The sequence below is a fragment of the Rhodococcus sp. MALMAid1271 genome (assembly GCF_049195265.1).
Lineage (GTDB): Bacteria > Actinomycetota > Actinomycetes > Mycobacteriales > Mycobacteriaceae > Rhodococcoides.
On the sequence record NZ_JBMIRQ010000085.1, the window covers coordinates 19617 to 35716 of the forward strand.

Genomic DNA, 16100 nt, shown 5'->3' on the forward strand with positions numbered 1-16100 from the left:
TATGCCCAGTTATCGCGCGAGGAGAACCATGGTTGGCGTCGACACCTCCGAGTCTCGAGCAGATTCGACCCGGAGCGGGCGGGTACTTCGCGTCGGGCCACTGAAGCCATCGCTGACGGAGACGTTGGTTGCCGAGTACGACGCACTGGAACTACCCGAGGGTGACGATCGTGATCAGTTCCTCGATGCGCACGGTGAGTCGGTCATCGCGGTCGTCACCTCCGGCCGCACCGGCGTCGACGCGTCGCTGATGGCACGCCTGCCGCGACTCGGTGCCGTGGTGAACTTCGGCGTCGGATACGACACCACCGACGTCGACGCGGCAGCCGAACGAGGCATCGCCGTCAGCAACACGCCCGATGTGTTGACCGATTGCGTGGCGGACCTCGCCGTCGGTCTGGTGATCGACACCATACGAGGTATGTCGTCCGCCGAGCGATTCGTTCGCGCCGGGCGGTGGCCTGTCGAGGGCCACCCTCCGCTGACGCGCCAGGTCACCGGCAAGCGCGTCGGGATCATCGGACTGGGCCGGATAGGTTCGGCAATTGCCGAACGGCTCAAAGGTTTTCGATGCACTATCTCGTATCACAATCGCAACGAGATCCCCGGTTCGCCGTACTCCTATGCGGCAGGCCCGGCCGAACTCGCAGACGGTGTCGACGTTCTCGTCATCGCGGCATCGGGAGGTTCGGGAACGGCGCATCTGGTTGATCGGACGGTGCTCGAAGCATTGGGGCCGCAGGGATACCTGATCAACGTGGCACGCGGAAGCGTCGTCGACGAGGAGGCGCTCATCGAGTTGCTCGCCGCCGGGAAGCTCGCCGGAGCCGGTCTGGACGTCTTCGCGCACGAGCCGCACGTCCCCGAGGCCCTGCGGGCGATGGACAACGTCGTACTGCTGCCGCATGTGGGCAGCGCAACGGTGCAGACGCGTGACGCGATGGAGGCGTTGACGCTCGAGAATCTCGATCGCTTCCTGGCCGACGGCACTGTGGTCACGCCGGTCACGCCCTGACCTCGTCCTCACTGCGAGGATTCGCAACCTTCCCTCCGGTAAGAGTAGAGTTCCCGGCGGAGCAGACGCCCGTGTCACCCTGTCCGGCTCGATCTGCTCGCATCCAAGAAACCGATCGGAGTTGTTGTGTCTCGAGCTGCCCAGGTGCCTGTCACCGCCGTCGAAGACGTCTCGGTGCTGGGTGCGTTGCGCTCGCCGAAGCGACTCAAAACGGAGGTCCTCGCCGGCTTGGTGGTGGCGCTGGCGTTGATTCCGGAAGCCATTTCGTTCTCGATCATCGCCGGAGTCGATCCGCGGGTCGGTCTGTTCGCGTCGTTCACGATGGCGGTCACCATCTCCATCGTCGGTGGTCGACCCGCGATGATCTCCGCCGCTACCGGAGCGATAGCGCTGGTCGTCGCTCCGTTGGCACGCGACTACGGTCTCGACTATCTGATCGCTGCGGTGATCCTCGGCGGGGTTCTGCAGGTGGTGCTCAGCGTGCTCGGCGTCGCCAAACTGATGCGATTCATTCCGCGCAGCGTCATGGTCGGATTCGTCAACGCGCTGGCGATCCTGATCTTCACCTCGCAGTTGCCGTACCTGATCGGAGTGCCGTGGTTGGTCTACCCGCTGGTCGCCGTCGGCTTGGTCATCATGTTCTTCTTGCCCAAGCTCACCACCATCGTGCCTGCACCGCTGATCGCGATCGTGATTCTCACCGCCGCCACACTCGTGTTCGCGCTGGCTGTGCCCGATGTCGGTGACGAAGGCGAACTGCCGTCCTCGTTGCCGTCGTTCCTGATCCCGAATGTGCCGTTCACTCTCGACACACTCTCGATCGTCGCTCCGTTCGCGTTGGCCATTGCCCTCGTCGGGCTGCTCGAGTCACTGATGACGGCCAAGCTCGTCGACGACATCACCGACTCGCACTCGAACAAGACCCGCGAGGGTTGGGGCCAGGGCGTGGCGAACCTGGTCACCGGGTTCACCGGCGGCATGGGCGGTTGCGCGATGATCGGGCAGACCATGATCAACGTCAAGGTCTCCGGTGCCCGCACCCGGATCTCGACGTTTCTCGCAGGCACCTTCCTGCTGATACTCGTGGTCGGTCTCGGCGACATCGTCGCGTTGATTCCGATGGCTGCGCTGGTCGCGGTGATGATCATGGTCTCCGTCGGAACCTTCGATTGGCACAGCATCAACCCGAAGACGCTGCGCCGGATGCCCAAGAGCGAGACTCTCGTGATGGTGGCCACCGTCGCGGTCACCGTCGTCACCCACAACCTTGCATACGGTGTGGTCGTTGGTGTGATCACCGCGATGGTGCTGTTCGCCCGACGGGTGGCCCATCTGACCGAGGTCATCGACGTGGCACATCCCGACGACGACACCCGCGTCTACGCAGTCAAGGGCGAGTTGTTCTTCGCGTCGAGCAACGATCTGATCTATCAGTTCGACTACGTCGGAGACCCGAAGAACGTCGTGATCGACATGTCCGAGTCACACATCTGGGACGCGTCGACTGTGGCGACCCTGGACGCCATCACCACCAAGTACGCGGCGAAAGGAAAAACGGTCGACATCGTCGGTCTGAACGCCCCGTCGATCGAGCGGCACGATCGCCTCAGCGGAAATCTGGGCGGCGAGCACTGATGATGAGGGTGGCCGGTCGGGTGAAGAGAGGCAGCAGATGAGCGAGGACGGCAGTCACATGCAGATCGGGCAGGTGGCTCAACGAACCGAGCTCTCGATCCGCACCGTCCGCCACTACGACGACGTCGGGCTGGTCACCCCCTCTGCCCGATCGGCAGGCGGATTTCGGCTCTACACCGAGGCCGACGTCGAGCGTCTGCTCGTCATTCGGCGGATGAAGCCGCTGGACTTCACGCTGGCCGAGATGAAGCAGCTGCTCGAATCCCTCGATACGTTGGTCGATGCGGACGCGACCGAAGACGACCTGTCATCGGCTGCGGCCTTCGTGCGCGAATGCCACACCAAGGCCGAGGAGAGCTGCCGGACGTTGCGCCGCCAGCTCGCCTACGCCGAGGAGCTGACCGAGGTGTTGTCGGCTCGCGGAGCCGCAACCCGGAGCGAGTAAGTTCGGCTCTAGCGGCCGAAGCTACTGCATCCGGGTTGAACCGGAATTCCTGCGAGGCGGTCGTCCAACCACGCGAACGCACCGGGAGCTCCGCTGCCGGCAACGATGCTGTGCTCACCCAGGTATTCCTCGAGGCGGACGTCGGCTCCGCGTGAACACCACTTGTCGAACACGGCCTCGGGACCTTCCTTCGGAATCCAGAACTCCTGCTGTCCGTGATACATGAACACCGGTGCCGTCGGGGTTCCGCCGTCTCCCAATCGGTTCTGATCAGCAACCGCGAGCGCCAGCGGCGAATTGAATGCATCGGGAGTGATGGACAGTGACTCGATGCGGATCGGAGCAACGATTCCGAGCGGGGCAATCCCGACGATGCACAGGTCCTTCGAGGCCTGTGCGAGCCGCCACCCGTCGTCGTTGTAGAGCGAAAGCATCTCCGGGTATTCGCGAGCAACACCCATCGCTGCCGCGAGGAACACTGCCGACGCTGCGTTGCCGTTCATGGACTGACGTAGCAGTGCGAAGTCGGTGGGCGTTCCGCCGAATGCTGCGCCGACGATGTTCAGTTCGGGGGCGTATGCCGGAGCCTCCTGCACGGCCCAGCCCGATGCGATCGCCCCGCCCGAGTAGCCTGTAATGCCCAGGGGCGCAGTCGGATCGAGGCCGATCGCAGCGGTTGTGACCGCGCCGCGCAGACCGTCGAGGACGGCGTGCGCCGCCATCGGTCCGACGGCGTACGCATGGCGTGGCCCCTGATGGTCGGTGACGACGACGGCGTAGCCCCGCGCCAGAAGCAGCTGCACGGGTGCCAATTCCGGAGCGATGCCGCGTTGCATGGTCCACGATGGCTCACACGTGGCACCGAGCGAATCGATGGCCATGTTGTAGGCGACAACAGGGCGCGGACCGGGCGAGGTCCAGGGTGCGGTCGGGACGATGACGCTGGTGATGATGGCAGCGGGGCGATCCTTCGCGTCGGTCGAGGCGACCAGCAGTTGGGTGGTGGTGACCGGGGTGACAAGTGGTCCGACGGTGACGCTGCGGGTCCGCAGAACTGTTCCGGGGGCTGCCTTTTCGTATCCGGGCGGCGGAACGACCCACGGATCGTCGAGCGGTGTCGCGGCGATCGATTCGGCGGTTCGCGGCGGATTCTGGAAATCGCCGAGTGGATCGGCAGCCGCCGACCATTGCCCGCCCACTACCACCAGTGAAACCGCAGCGACCACCGCCGCACACCGACGGCCGAACTTCGCGTACTTCCCCATCGAGACCCCCCGGTCGAAGTTCCGGATCGTTACCGGTGCTTTCCACACGACTCTAGGGGCCCGGAACCATCTACAGGGGCCGAACGCACTATCTGCTCGGTTCGAGCATGATGAATTGCTTCAGCGCCGGTGCGGCTTTCTTGTGGTGACGTCCCTCGCCACCGACAAGACATGCTTTATCCGTCGACCACCACCGGGACGATGAGGGGCTGACGACCCAGGGACTGCTTGGCCCATCGAGCCGATTCCTGGACGATGCGCTTTTCGATCTGCTCGCGCGATGCGACCGTGCTGTCGCTCTCGCGGGTGAGTGTCTTGCCGATCGCCTTGGCCAGTGCGTCGAAAGCGTTGGGCTCGTGCGCGAATCCGCGTCCGATGAAGTCGACGTCGTCGACCAGCAGGCCGGTATCGGGATCGACGATTGCGATGACGGTCAGAACGCCCTCGTTGGCCAGCAGGCGGCGGTCGGCCAGCGAATCCTCGGTGACACCACCGACGGCACTGCCGTCGACGTAGATCAGTTCGATGGGCACACTGCCGGTGATGCTCGCGACGCCGTCGAACAGGTCGATGACGCTGCCGTTCTCGGCGATCAGTACGCGATCACGCGGGACACCGGTCTTGATCGCGAGATCGGCATTGGCGCGCAGGTGTCGGGATTCGCCGTGTACGGGAAGCACATTGGCGGGTTCGAGAATGTTGTAGCAGTAGACGAGCTCGCCTGCGCTCGCGTGACCGGAGACGTGCACCTTGGCATTTCCCTTGTGCACCACGCGCGCACCCTTGTCGACGAGCCCGTTGATGACGCGGTAGATCGCATTCTCGTTTCCGGGAATGAGGCTGCTCGCCATCAGCACGGTGTCGCCGTCGCCGACCTTGATCTGATGCTCTCCCGAGGCCATTCGCGACAACGCGGCCAAGGGCTCGCCCTGCGAGCCGGTGCAGATCAGCGTTATCTTGTGTGCCGGAAGCCGATTGAGCTTCGGTAGGTCCACCACGAGTCCGTCGGGAACATCGAGATAGCTCAGGTCGGTCGCAATCTTCATGTTGCGCACCATCGATCGTCCCACGAATGCGACTTTGCGACCCTGCGCATGTGCGGCGTCGAGCACCTGCTGGATGCGGTGCACGTGACTGGCGAAGCTCGACACGATCACTCGTCCCGATGTTTCGCGGAACACTTTCTCGATGGCCGGAACCAGATCTCGTTCGGAGACCATGAACCCGGGAACTTCGGCGTTGGTCGAGTCGACGAGGAGGAGATCGAGGCCTTCCTCGCCGAGGCGTGCGAATCCGCGCAGGTCGGTGATTCGACCGTCCAGCGGAAACTGGTCCATCTTGAAGTCGCCGGTGTGCAGGACGAGACCGGCGTCCGTGCGAATGGCGATGGCGAGACCGTCTGGGATCGAGTGGTTGACGGCGAGGAACTCGAGCTCGAACGGGCCTTCCTGACGGGTTTGCCCCGCCTCGACCTCGATCAGTGTGGTCGAGACCTTGAACTCCTCGAACTTGGCAGCCAGGAAGTGCAGCGTCAGTCTCGACGAGATGACCGGGATGTCGCCGCGCTCACGCAGCAGATAGGGGACGCCGCCGATGTGGTCCTCGTGCCCGTGGGTGAGGACGATCGCGACCACGTCGTCGAGACGATCCCGGATGCAGCTCCAGTCGGGGAGGATGACGTCGACGCCGGGCTGGTGTTCCTCGGGGAACAGCACGCCACAGTCGACGATCAGCAGTTTTCCGTCGAATTCGAACACGGTCATGTTGCGGCCGATCTCGCCGAGACCGCCGGTCGCGATCACCCGAAGGTGCCCTGCCTGAAGCGCGGAGGACGATCGCTTTCTCGGAGCGGCGGGGGATTTCCGGTTACGTGGTGATCGCGACATGTGGTCAACGCTACGGGGGACTGCCGACCTGGCTTCGACCCCGGTCTCGAGATCTCGGAATTCGTGACGGTCTCCACCGCTCCCGACGGTGGTCAGGTCGAGGTACGAAGCAGATGACCGCGTGCGAGAGCAGCCATCTCGCACGCACGGATCGTGTGGTGCCCGTTGTCGTCGTTCTCACGGTCGCACGGAAGTAACGTCACGTGTGCGCAAGTTGATCATCACGCAGAACATGACTGTCGACGGTGTCATCGAAGCAACCGACGATCGGTTTTCCAGCGTCGGCGAGGATCCCGATCTCGATGCGGCGCTGGTTGCTCAGCGAGAAGCGTCGGATGGATTCTTGGTGGGACGGGTGACGTTCGAGGGCATGCGGGATTACTGGGCTCCGAAGATCGACGACACGACGGGCATGCCCGACCACCTGAACCGCGTCGCAAAGTACGTCGTGTCCTCGACGTTGGAAGACCCGGGGTGGGTGAACACGACCGTCCTGTCGGGACCTCTTCTGGAGGACATCACGCGAATCAAGGAGATGAATGGTTCCGACATCGTACGCACGGGGAGTATCACCCTGTGTCGGGACTTGATCGCCCTGGACCTCGTCGACGAGTACCGATTGTTTCAGTTCCCCTACGCGCGCGGACGCAGCGAACGATTGTTCGACGGCACACCGTCGCAACAACTGCGCATGGCGAAATGCACAGCATTCTCATTCGGAGCGACGCTGATGTCGTTCGAAGTCCGCCGACGATGATGGGAACACACGCGAAATTCCCTCCACTACGTCACGTGGATTCGTCGAGATAGTCGGTCGTCCAAGGGCCGACTGCGGTGCCGATGACGACGGTGTCTTCGTCGGCACCGTCGAAGTGAGCGGCACCGGCAGGAACCCAGAGAAACGAACCCGGCGGGAATCGGCTCGTGGCGCTCACGTCCAGGGCAGTTCCGTAACCCAACCGGAGCTCGCCGGCAGCGACAACTAGGTGGACGTCGGCACTGTGGAAGTGGGCGGCGTCGAATACTCCGGCGGGGACGAAGAATGCGTAGCTGAACATGATGCCGGGATCTCTGGTCCCGACGAGTGTCGCCGACCGCGTGCCGTCGTCGTGGAACGTGTCCCAGGGAATGGCAGCTATGTCGAAAGCCATCGGAGCGCTGCTGGCAGGAATCATGGATGCCACGCTAAGGAAAGCTGGTCGGCATCGCTGGCGGGTTCCGGACGGCGTAGTTCCCAGGGGCTGATGCCGTCCTGGGTACCGCTCGCCATTGCGGAATCGAGTGTCATCACTTTAAAGTGATGACGCGCGTCATCGAATTTGGGGTCTCATCGGGAGGGGTTCGTCGGCATGAATGTTCACACCGTCGTGATCATCGGCAGCGGCTTCGGTGGCCAGTGTGCAGCGAAGGCACTGCTGGACAGGGGCATCGACGATCTCGTCATCCTCGAGAGACGCCCGTTCCTCGGTGGTACCTGGAAGCAGAATCGCTACCCGGGTGCAGCCGTCGACGTGCAGAGTCCGCTGTACTCGATCGCGTCGGAGCCCTTCGAGTGGTCGCGCATGTTCGCCGAACGCGCGGAGCTCGAGCGATACACCGACCACGTACTCGAATCGAACGGCCTGCCGGACCGCACGCATCTCGATACCGATGTCCAGAAGATCGAATGGGCCGGAGACCACTGGACCATCGCCACCTCGCGCGGTGAGTACGCAGCCACGTTCGTCATCAATGCCTCCGGCCCCCTCAGTACACCCGTCGTACCGCCGTTCCCGGGGCGGGAGAAGTTTCAGGGCAAGCAGTTCCACACCAACGACTGGGATACGGCCTACGAGCACGCAGGCAAGAAAGTGGCCATCGTCGGCAGCGGTGCCAGTGCCGCCCAGGTGATCCCGGCGATCCAACCGGACGTCGAGGAACTGCATGTCTTTCAGCGCACTCCGCACTGGGTGATGCCGCGCCACGATCGCGAGTTCACACCGCTGCAGCGAAAGCTGCTGCGCATGGAGCCGATTCGACGGCTCGTCCGCGCAGGCATCTACTGGAGTCTCGAGACTCGCATCCTCGGCTTCAAGTATTCACGACGGTTGCTCGAGGCGGTGGCGCAGCGAACAGCAGTGCAACACATCGAGTCTCAGGTCTCGGATCCGGATCTTCGCGCCAAGGTGACCCCGGACTACACCATCGGGTGCAAACGAGTACTACTGTCCAACACGTTCTACCCGGCGCTGGAACAATCCAATGTCACCCTGCACGACAAAGACGACGGAATCGCCGAGATCACCGAGACCGGAATCCGCACCACCACCGGCGAACACGTCCCCGTCGACTTACTGGTGTGGTCCACCGGATACGACGCCACCGACGGTGTCATCTCGTATCCGGTGATCGGCCGCGACGGCCGGGCCCTGTCCGAGGTCTGGGACCCGTACCCGCGCGCGTATCTCGGTACCACGATTCCCGGCTTTCCCAACCTGTTCGTCGTCACCGGGCCGAACACCGGAATCGGGCACACCTCGGCCATTTTCCTCATCGAGGCGCAGATGGAGTACATCGTGCGGGCAGTGGACGCCGTCCGTGAGGCAGGGGCGAGGTCCATCGAGGTCACGGCCGCCGCCGAGCAGGAGTACACCGAGACGATCCACCGCGAGATGGAGGGCACGGTCTGGAAGGACGGGGGCTGTCACAGCTGGTATCAGTCCAAATCCGGGCACGTCGTCGCCATGTTTCCCGGATTCAGCTTCACATTCCGTCGGTGGGCCAAACGCTTTCGGCCCGAAGCTCACCACATTCACCGGTCGACCACCGAGACGACGAAGGACGAGGTATCGGCATGAAGGATCATTCGGGTCGGGTAGCGCTGATCACCGGTGCCGCAGGTGGAATCGGTTCCGCCGTGGCAACCGCACTTCACCGGCGCGGTGCCTCCGTCGTTCTGGTCGATATGCACTCGACCGATCTGGAGTCACTCGCGGCGAAGCTGGGCAACCAGCGCGTGGCGATCGCCCATGCAGATGTCACCGTGCGTGAGCAGCTCGACGCAGCCGTCGCCACTGCGACCGACACCTTCGGCGCGCTCGACATCGTGATGGCGAACGCCGGAATCTCCAGTGGCGCAACGGCAGCGACGGTACGGTCGGTCGAGGACGGGATCTTCGAGAGAGTCATCGGCGTCAACCTCGTCGGCGTGTGGAACACGGTACGGGCCGCTCTGCCGCACATCGTCGATTCCGGGGGATACGTGTTGCTCACCTCCTCGACGTACGCGTACCTCAACGGTTTGGCCAACGCGCCGTATGCGGCATCGAAGGCGGCCGTCGAACAGCTCGGGCGCGCACTGCGCCTGGAGCTGGCAGGAACGGGAGCGACGGCAGGCGTGCTGTATCCCGGCTGGGTGGCAACGCCCATCGTGGACGTGGCTTTCGGCGGTGACGAGATCGCGACGGCACTGGTGGCCAAAGGGTTTCCAGCTCTGTTGCGGCAACCGATTTCTGCGGACACGCTCGCGCGTGGTGTGGTTCGGGGCATCGAGCGACGGGCACCGCGGATTCAGGTTCCAGCGCGATGGGTCCCGATGTCACTGTTGCGTGGCGTGATCAACCCCGTGTACGACGCAATTCTCGAGCGAGACAAAGACGTACGTGCGCTCACCGCGCAGCTCGACGCGCGTCCGCGGTGACCGAAAGTCAGGGCCCGGGCCGGGCATACGGCGGGGAAAGTGCTGCCGATCGCGACGACCGCAGGCGCAGGCAGCTCCTCGACGCCGGGCTGCGGGTGTTCGGAAGTGTCGGATTTCGTGCTGCGACCGTCCGAGGACTGTGCCGAGAGGCCAAGATCGCGGATCGAGACTTCTACCGACAGTTCGAGAACACCGAGGAACTTCTTCTCGCCGTGTACACGGAATGCATTGGCCGCCTCACTGCGTCGATCATCGAGGCGATGCCGCAGGTGGATCCGCGCAGTGATGTTCGGGCCGTCGCGCGGCAGGTACTCGACCCGTTCTTCCACGTCATCGAGGACCCTCATCTGGCACGAGTGGTGTGGCTCGAGGTGCTCGGCGTCAGCCCGAACGTCGAACGGACATATCTTGCGGTGATGCAACAGTTCGGATCGATGCTGATCGGCTACCTCCGCACATTCGCAGGTCCCGTGCCGTCCACTCCGGATCTCGATATCGAACTGCTCGCCACCGCGTCCGTCGGGGGTATCAGCCACACGGCCCTGACGTGGTTCCTCAGTGACTATGCGGCCGAACGACGCGTTGTCGTCGCGACCATCGCGACAATGCTGGGCAATGTGGTCGAGCCGCTGTCGCTTCCTCCGGGATCTCGATCTACTTGATGCGCAATGCCATTCGAGGGCACAGCCGCACGGCATCCTGCGCCCGCTCGGTGTCGGTTCCGTGTAGCAGGAGATCGTTTCCGGGTCTTCTGGCAAGCGGATAGCCCCACTCGTCTCTGGTGAGGGTGGCGGGAAGCAACTCGGTGCACACCCCGCGTCCGTCGCACCGCGTCCAGTCGATGCGCAGGACGTCATCTTCTCGGCGTTCGATGGTCATCGCCGTCCTCCTCGGTGAATTTCGCACGAGCCCAACCGATGCAGATGTACGTCGTCGGCGAAGACCGACATCGCCGACCGGATCAGACGCGCCGTACCGTCGGGGTGATGGCAGGCTCCCCGGCCGTCGACCAGACGGGTGTATCGCTCGATCTCGCCGATGGCGACCTCGACGTTCTGCCCGGTGGACAGCCGCGAGAACGCGTCGGCCAATCGAGGCAGGCCGTTGAGGCAGGGGCCGCACTGACCGGCGCTTTCCTCGGCCAGGTAACGGACGAACTCGGCCGTGGCCGCGAGCCCACAGGAGCCGACGCCCAGTACATGCACGATGCCCGCGCCGGGGCGGACACCGATGTCTGCCAGCGATTCTCGAGACATCGCACGGCCGACCAGAGCATCACGGCCGGCCCAGGTGCCGTGAAACCCGCCGAGCAGCACCGCCCGCACCGAGCGTAGGTCGATACCGGCATCGCGGGCGAGCATCTCCTCGACCGACGAGCCGAACGGAACCTCGACGACGCCGGCTCGCCGGACGTCCCCCGAATAGGTCACGAGCATCGTCCCGGGCTCGGACGAGGTACCCCGCGAACGGAACCACCGTGGACCCCACCGCTCGATCAGCGCGATATGCGCGAAGGTCTCGACATTGAGCACCAACGTGGGTCGCCCGCGAACCCCGGACACTGCGGCACTGTTCTTCTTGTCCCGGGGAAGTGCCGGACCTCCTTCGATGGCCGAGATCACCGCGGACTTCTCCCCGGAGACGAAACCGGATGCGGATGCGACCACCTGTACGTGCGTCGTATCCCATCCACGACGCCGTCGCTCGTCGATCGCCGCTCGTACGCCGACCACGGCGTCCTGCGGAACGTACAGGTAGCAATCGCGGCATCGAAGTGCCGAGGCCGTGGCGGCGATACCGTCGAGAATCAGATGCACCGACCGTTCGAGCAGCACTCGGTCCTTGCTGCTCAACGGTTCTCCCTCGGCACCGTTGGCGATCAGGACCGATGCACGATCCGAGATCGCGCGCATCTTCGCGCCGGTGGGAAATGCCGCACCGCCGTGCCCGCGAAGGCCCGATCGGACGACCGCATCGACCAGCGAGCCGTCGCCGGGCGGTCGCGCGCCATAGAGTTCGGTGTGGCGTCGCAGGTCGGTATGCGCTTGGGAGAGGAGCGACTCCGTGAGATATGTCGGTGTGGTCATCGGCCGATCCTGATTCTGGTGTGCTGGTGTTCTTGGAAGTTGTAGCGCAGGCGCCAGGCACCTGCTGCGGCGACGACCATCGTGCAGGCCAGTGCCGTCGCCAGGAACCATCCGCTGCCCGCATCGGTTCCGTTGCCGATACCGTGTGACAGGGCTATCGGCCACAGTGCGTACGAAAGCCAATGCACTGCACGAAAAGTGCGATAGCCGAGACGGTGTCGGAGCAGACCGGTCAGGGTGATCGCGATCAGCAGGTCGAACGCGAGGGTGCCCAGGCCGAGCCAGAACGGTTTGTACGCCCCGGCGAAGGGGATGACGACGTCGACCAGATCGAGTTGTGCGTACGGGTCGAAGAACAGTGTCGCGATGTGGATCGCAACGAATATCGATCCCAGAAGTGCAGTGCTCCTGTGTAATTCGACGACACCGAACCGAGGGACGGTCAACAGCGGCCGCCCCGATCGAGTGAAGATCCCCGACGCCACCGCCAGGGTGAGCAAGACGAGTGCAGCGATACCCGATCCGCGGCCCAGCGCCCACAGTGCTTCGCTCATGACCTGTCCTCCTCGTCCTCGGGCCAACCGCCACAGCGAGTGACCGTGCCGTCGGCGGAGACGGCCCGAACAGGAAGACCGAGGTGCGCGAGCCACGCCGTTGCCTGCGATCCCCGGACGATGGACGCGGTGCTGACCGTGTTGGCGGTGAGGCAGCTCGCCGCGATCACAGTCACTGTGCGCCAATACGGTTCGGCGGGCCGTGACAGCTCCGGATCCAGTATGTGATGCAGCAACTGTCCCTCGTGCAGCCATCGCCGCCGGAGCGTGCTCGAGGTCGCAACCCCGCTGTCGGATCCGATCTCGACGACGGTGGCGGGCTCGGAATCGCCGTCGCACACTCGTATTCGCCAACCGCTGTCGGGATACTCCCCCCGCGTCGCGATATCGCCGCCGAGGGAGACCAGCACGCCGGTTCCGAGCTCGTCGTGTACCGCGCGGGCACAACGATCCGCAGCCAGCGCCTTGGCCGTCGCCCCCAGATCGAGAACGAGGCCCTCGGGGACCGTGATGCGGTCGTCGTCGAGCCGGACCAACGTCCAGTCGGCCCGGGTGAGAAAGGTTGCAGTTCCGACGGCGGCCGCCGTCCGCTGAGAGGGCGAGAGTGCGAGCGCGTCGAAGTCCCGGTCGTATCCCAGGTTCACCAGCGCCGACCCGACAGTGGGATCCACGGCGCCGTCGGTCAGACGCGCTGCGCTGAGTGCAGCGTCGACGAAGGTGTGCAGGGTGGCGCTGATGGGCGTGGGGCGACCACCGCTGTGCGCGAGCATCGTCAGCTCCGAATCAGGTCTGAATCTGCTGCAGGCTGCATCGACCTTCGCGAGTTCTGCGCGCACGATCTGTTCGGCTCGTTCGATGCTGCCGGGGTCGGTGACTGTCAGCTCGGCTGCGCAGCCCCATACCGTCCAGCTCGCGGTGGCCGTCGCGGTGCGCGTGGCGGCGCGGTTCACGACCCGTGCGTTCTGGCGTGGGTGGTACCCGAACTCGAGGCGCTGTTCGGCGAGCCGACTCCGGGAGCAGTGACGCGGGGTGCCGACCCGAACGACGGAACGTGTGCAGAGGCATCGGTCTGTGTTGCCGTCGTGACCACCTCGGGTTGGTGAGTGCCGAGGTAGGCCAGTGAGGCGGATCCACCGAGCACGGTGACACCCAATGCAGCCACTGCTGCAGTGGCGATGCGCGTGCGCCGGTAGCCCTGCTCTGGTGTGTTCATCGTGGTTCCTTCGTCGACGAGCGGGCGGCGATGTTCTCGACGATGCCCATGTTCACTGTGAGGACGCTGTGTTCCGGCTGTGCGACCGGTTCGGAGCGAGGAGTCATGATCGTCAGTGTGCAGCGGTGCAGCTGAAGGATCGCTGAAAGATTCTGGGCGGACATCGCGTCGATCTGGTGTACTCGTGTTCCCACTGCCCGAGCGATTCGAGAGTGCGTTGTGCGAGTACTACTTGTCGAAGACGAGACGCGGCTGGCAGAGACCATCCGCCGTGGACTCGACGCCGAAGGTTTTGTCGTGGACGTCGAACACAATGGCATCGACGGTTTCCACAGTGCAGTCAGCGGCGACTACGACGCGATCGTCCTCGACATCATGCTGCCGGGCAAGCAGGGTTACGACGTCGTTCGGGACCTGCGTCGGCAGGGGGTGTGGACGCCGATCCTGATGCTCTCCGCCAAGGACGGTGAGTACGACCTCGCCGATGCTTTCGATCTCGGTGCCGACGACTATCTCGTCAAGCCGTTCTCGTTCGTCGTCCTGATCGCACGGTTGCGGGCCCTCGTGCGTCGGGGTGCACCGGCGCGCCCGACGGTTCTCACGGTCGGGGACCTCGAGCTGGACCCTTCTCGTCACCGCGTGACCCGGCAGGGCACGGAGTTGTCGCTGACGCCGCGCGAGTACAGCGTGCTGGAATATCTGATGAGGCGAAACGGAGTGGTGGCGAACAAATCCGAGATCGTTCGGTCGGTGTGGGATGCCAATTTCGACGGCGACGAGAACATCGTCGAGGTCTATATCGGTTACCTGCGTAAGAAGGTCGATCACCCGTTCGCGGTCAAGCTGATCGAGACCGTGCGCGGTGCCGGTTATCGCATTGCCGCGGGCCACTGACATGGTGCATCTCGGCCGAGATCTGCTTCGTCCCCGATCGTGGACTGTCCGCGTGCGGTCGGCGGTGCGCTGCTGGGTGTTCTCTACACCTCGCTCGAGGACTCGGCACGTTCGGCTGCGGCCGCTCGCGTGGCTCTGATCGCTGCGCAATGGGGAACCGGCGACCGCGACGAGAACGGGCCACGCGTGGAGAACTCTCTGCTGGCGACCGACGGGCAGGTAGGGATCGTGCAGGTGGTCGACGCATCGGGGAAGGTGTTGACGTCCTCGCCGGGCGATGCGGCCACGCCCCTGACGACGCAGCAGGTTTCCCCGTCGGAGGTGCAGGATCTCGGACGTATCTCCGTTCCCGGGATCGGTGACTACTGGGTGACCGCGGCGGGACTGTCCTCGCCTCGGGGACAGGCGACCGTCGTGGTCGGTGCCGACCGGGAACCGGTGGAGAAGGTGGTGTCCACGGTTGCGCTTCTGCTGGCCGCGGTCGGTCCCTTCGTTGTCGCGCTCGTCGCTTTCGCCACGTACCGGCTGGTGGGTGCGGCCTTGAGCCCCGTCGAGAGCATCCGGGCCAGGGTCGCGTCGATCTCGGGAGCTCGATTGACCGAACGGGTTCCGGTTCCCGATACTCGCGACGAGATCGCTCGGCTCGCACTGACGATGAACCATATGCTCGAGCGCCTCGAAGACGGGCAACGTGCTCAGCAGCGTTTCGTCAGCGATGCCTCCCACGAATTGCGCAGCCCACTGGCCACGATCACGGCGGCGTTGGAACTGGCCGAGACGCGACCTGAATTGCGTGATGCGGCGCTGTTGAACGACTCCCTGCTTCCCGAGGTTCGACGGATGCGGCAGCTCATCGAGGACCTGTTGGTTCTTGCGCGGTCCGACGAGATCGACACCGCTGCCGCCTACGGCGATGTCGATCTGGAGGATCTGTTGTACGAGGAGGCCAAACGGGTCCAGGCCACGTCCGGTGTGGTGACGGAGTTGTCCATAGTACCCGTTCGAGTCAGCGGAGACCCCTCGGCGCTTGCCCGAATGGTGCGCAATGTCGTCGACAACGCCGTTCGGCATGCGAGAACACGAATAGTGTTGTCCTGCTCGATGTCCGGTGACGACGCTGTGGTCTCCATCGACGACGACGGTCCGGGTGTGTCGATGGCAGATCGAACACGCGTGTTCGATCGTTTCGTTCGGCTCGACTCGTCACGGGCGCGGGACGAGGGCGGTGCAGGCCTCGGTCTGGCCATCGTCGCCGATACCGTGTCCGCCCATGGCGGCAGCGTGCGAGTGACCGATTCCCCGGCCGGCGGAGCTCGATTCGAGATTCGACTTCCCACGTGAGGGTCGACGCATGCGGCACTCGCGCACACCACCGCGAGAGCGCACAGTAGGGTTTCGCAGGTGACAGACGCTCACCCGAGATCGCG

At 64.3% G+C, this 16100-nt stretch carries 17 protein-coding genes; 9 read left to right on the forward strand and 8 right to left on the reverse strand.

Annotation, left to right across the window (positions count from 1 at the left end):
* Positions 1 to 28: 28 nt before the first annotated feature.
* From ACOQFP_RS12505 to ACOQFP_RS12515, 3 genes are all read left to right on the forward strand, one after another.
* Entirely contained in the window at positions 29 to 1015 is a 987-nt protein-coding gene (locus tag ACOQFP_RS12505; RefSeq protein WP_421584490.1) for a 2-hydroxyacid dehydrogenase, read from the forward strand.
* 126 nt (positions 1016 to 1141) lie between these two features.
* On the forward strand, positions 1142 to 2650 hold the full coding sequence (locus ACOQFP_RS12510; protein WP_421584491.1) for a SulP family inorganic anion transporter: 1509 nt from the start codon (positions 1142 to 1144) through the stop codon (positions 2648 to 2650).
* Between the two features lie 37 nt (positions 2651 to 2687).
* The gene (locus ACOQFP_RS12515) at positions 2688 to 3095 is read left to right on the forward strand and encodes a MerR family transcriptional regulator (protein ID WP_206489746.1); all 408 of its coding nucleotides are present in this window, start codon (positions 2688 to 2690) and stop codon (positions 3093 to 3095) included.
* Between the two features lie 8 nt (positions 3096 to 3103).
* Here ACOQFP_RS12515 and ACOQFP_RS12520 read toward each other — a convergent pair whose 3' ends face one another.
* Entirely contained in the window at positions 3104 to 4360 is a 1257-nt protein-coding gene (locus ACOQFP_RS12520; RefSeq protein ID WP_341244898.1) for a lipase family protein, read from the reverse strand.
* Between the two features lie 176 nt (positions 4361 to 4536).
* Positions 4537 to 6246: a ribonuclease J gene (locus ACOQFP_RS12525; protein WP_421584492.1), complete on the reverse strand. Its 1710-nt coding sequence runs from the start codon at positions 6244 to 6246 to the stop codon at positions 4537 to 4539.
* Positions 6247 to 6451: 205 nt separating this feature from the next.
* Here ACOQFP_RS12525 and ACOQFP_RS12530 point away from each other — a divergent pair, with 205 nt between their 5' ends.
* Positions 6452 to 7003 (forward strand): dihydrofolate reductase family protein, encoded by a 552-nt coding sequence (locus tag ACOQFP_RS12530; RefSeq protein WP_421584493.1) that lies wholly within the window; start codon positions 6452 to 6454, stop codon positions 7001 to 7003.
* Between the two features lie 31 nt (positions 7004 to 7034).
* Here the strand turns inward: ACOQFP_RS12530 and ACOQFP_RS12535 are convergent, their stop codons facing one another.
* Entirely contained in the window at positions 7035 to 7421 is a 387-nt protein-coding gene (locus ACOQFP_RS12535) for a cupin domain-containing protein (RefSeq protein WP_421584494.1), read from the reverse strand.
* 174 nt (positions 7422 to 7595) lie between these two features.
* Here ACOQFP_RS12535 and ACOQFP_RS12540 point away from each other — a divergent pair, with 174 nt between their 5' ends.
* From ACOQFP_RS12540 to ACOQFP_RS12550, 3 genes are read left to right on the forward strand one after another with little or no spacing between them, the layout of a single operon-like run.
* Entirely contained in the window at positions 7596 to 9083 is a 1488-nt protein-coding gene (locus ACOQFP_RS12540; RefSeq protein ID WP_421584495.1) for a flavin-containing monooxygenase, read from the forward strand.
* Entirely contained in the window at positions 9080 to 9925 is an 846-nt protein-coding gene (locus ACOQFP_RS12545; RefSeq protein ID WP_421584496.1) for an SDR family NAD(P)-dependent oxidoreductase, read from the forward strand. The genes ACOQFP_RS12540 and ACOQFP_RS12545 overlap by 4 nt, the downstream gene beginning before the upstream one ends.
* Positions 9922 to 10587: a TetR/AcrR family transcriptional regulator gene (locus ACOQFP_RS12550; protein WP_421584497.1), complete on the forward strand. Its 666-nt coding sequence runs from the start codon at positions 9922 to 9924 to the stop codon at positions 10585 to 10587. The genes ACOQFP_RS12545 and ACOQFP_RS12550 overlap by 4 nt, the downstream gene beginning before the upstream one ends.
* On the opposite strand, the gene ACOQFP_RS12555 is transcribed toward ACOQFP_RS12550, so the two are convergent.
* Genes ACOQFP_RS12555 through ACOQFP_RS12575 form a run of 5 tightly spaced genes read right to left on the reverse strand, consistent with a single transcriptional unit; the run spans position 10580 to position 13779 of the window.
* On the reverse strand, positions 10580 to 10804 hold the full coding sequence (locus ACOQFP_RS12555; protein ID WP_421584498.1) for a ferredoxin: 225 nt from the start codon (positions 10802 to 10804) through the stop codon (positions 10580 to 10582). The two genes, ACOQFP_RS12550 and ACOQFP_RS12555, sit on opposite strands and share 8 nt — an antisense overlap.
* Positions 10801 to 12012, reverse strand: coding sequence for an NADH-ubiquinone oxidoreductase-F iron-sulfur binding region domain-containing protein (locus ACOQFP_RS12560; RefSeq protein ID WP_421584499.1), 1212 nt, complete (start codon positions 12010 to 12012; stop codon positions 10801 to 10803). Before ACOQFP_RS12560 ends, ACOQFP_RS12555 begins: the two co-directional genes overlap by 4 nt.
* Complete coding sequence (locus tag ACOQFP_RS12565; protein WP_206489736.1) at positions 12009 to 12566, reverse strand: ferric reductase-like transmembrane domain-containing protein; 558 nt, start codon at positions 12564 to 12566, stop codon at positions 12009 to 12011. Before ACOQFP_RS12565 ends, ACOQFP_RS12560 begins: the two co-directional genes overlap by 4 nt.
* On the reverse strand, positions 12563 to 13516 hold the full coding sequence (locus ACOQFP_RS12570) for an FAD:protein FMN transferase (protein WP_421584500.1): 954 nt from the start codon (positions 13514 to 13516) through the stop codon (positions 12563 to 12565). The genes ACOQFP_RS12565 and ACOQFP_RS12570 overlap by 4 nt, the downstream gene beginning before the upstream one ends.
* Entirely contained in the window at positions 13513 to 13779 is a 267-nt protein-coding gene (locus ACOQFP_RS12575; protein ID WP_206489734.1) for a hypothetical protein, read from the reverse strand. Before ACOQFP_RS12575 ends, ACOQFP_RS12570 begins: the two co-directional genes overlap by 4 nt.
* A gap of 219 nt (positions 13780 to 13998) precedes the next feature.
* On the opposite strand from ACOQFP_RS12575, the gene ACOQFP_RS12580 reads away from it, so the two are divergent.
* Together ACOQFP_RS12580 and ACOQFP_RS12585 are read left to right on the forward strand one after the other, a co-directional pair.
* Positions 13999 to 14673, forward strand: coding sequence for a response regulator transcription factor (locus ACOQFP_RS12580; RefSeq protein WP_206489733.1), 675 nt, complete (start codon positions 13999 to 14001; stop codon positions 14671 to 14673).
* Positions 14674 to 14712: 39 nt separating this feature from the next.
* Positions 14713 to 16014 carry a sensor histidine kinase gene (locus tag ACOQFP_RS12585; RefSeq protein ID WP_421584501.1) on the forward strand — a complete coding sequence of 434 codons (1302 nt, stop codon included), beginning with the start codon at positions 14713 to 14715 and terminating at the stop codon, positions 16012 to 16014.
* Positions 16015 to 16100: the final 86 nt, after the last annotated feature.

Excerpts from the sequence above, each read along its gene's own strand:
- ACOQFP_RS12505 (WP_421584490.1), top strand. The coding sequence starts at position 29 with ATGGTTGGCGTCGACACCTCCGAGTCTCGAGCAGATTCGACCCGGAGC.
- ACOQFP_RS12515 (WP_206489746.1), top strand. The coding sequence starts at position 2,688 with ATGAGCGAGGACGGCAGTCACATGCAGATCGGGCAGGTGGCTCAACGA.
- ACOQFP_RS12520 (WP_341244898.1), bottom strand. The coding sequence starts at position 4,360 with ATGGGGAAGTACGCGAAGTTCGGCCGTCGGTGTGCGGCGGTGGTCGCT.
- ACOQFP_RS12525 (WP_421584492.1), bottom strand. The coding sequence starts at position 6,246 with ATGTCGCGATCACCACGTAACCGGAAATCCCCCGCCGCTCCGAGAAAG.
- ACOQFP_RS12535 (WP_421584494.1), bottom strand. The coding sequence starts at position 7,421 with ATGATTCCTGCCAGCAGCGCTCCGATGGCTTTCGACATAGCTGCCATT.
- ACOQFP_RS12540 (WP_421584495.1), top strand. The coding sequence starts at position 7,596 with ATGAATGTTCACACCGTCGTGATCATCGGCAGCGGCTTCGGTGGCCAG.
- ACOQFP_RS12545 (WP_421584496.1), top strand. The coding sequence starts at position 9,080 with ATGAAGGATCATTCGGGTCGGGTAGCGCTGATCACCGGTGCCGCAGGT.
- ACOQFP_RS12555 (WP_421584498.1), bottom strand. The coding sequence starts at position 10,804 with ATGACCATCGAACGCCGAGAAGATGACGTCCTGCGCATCGACTGGACG.
- ACOQFP_RS12560 (WP_421584499.1), bottom strand. The coding sequence starts at position 12,012 with ATGACCACACCGACATATCTCACGGAGTCGCTCCTCTCCCAAGCGCAT.
- ACOQFP_RS12565 (WP_206489736.1), bottom strand. The coding sequence starts at position 12,566 with ATGAGCGAAGCACTGTGGGCGCTGGGCCGCGGATCGGGTATCGCTGCA.
- ACOQFP_RS12575 (WP_206489734.1), bottom strand. The coding sequence starts at position 13,779 with ATGAACACACCAGAGCAGGGCTACCGGCGCACGCGCATCGCCACTGCA.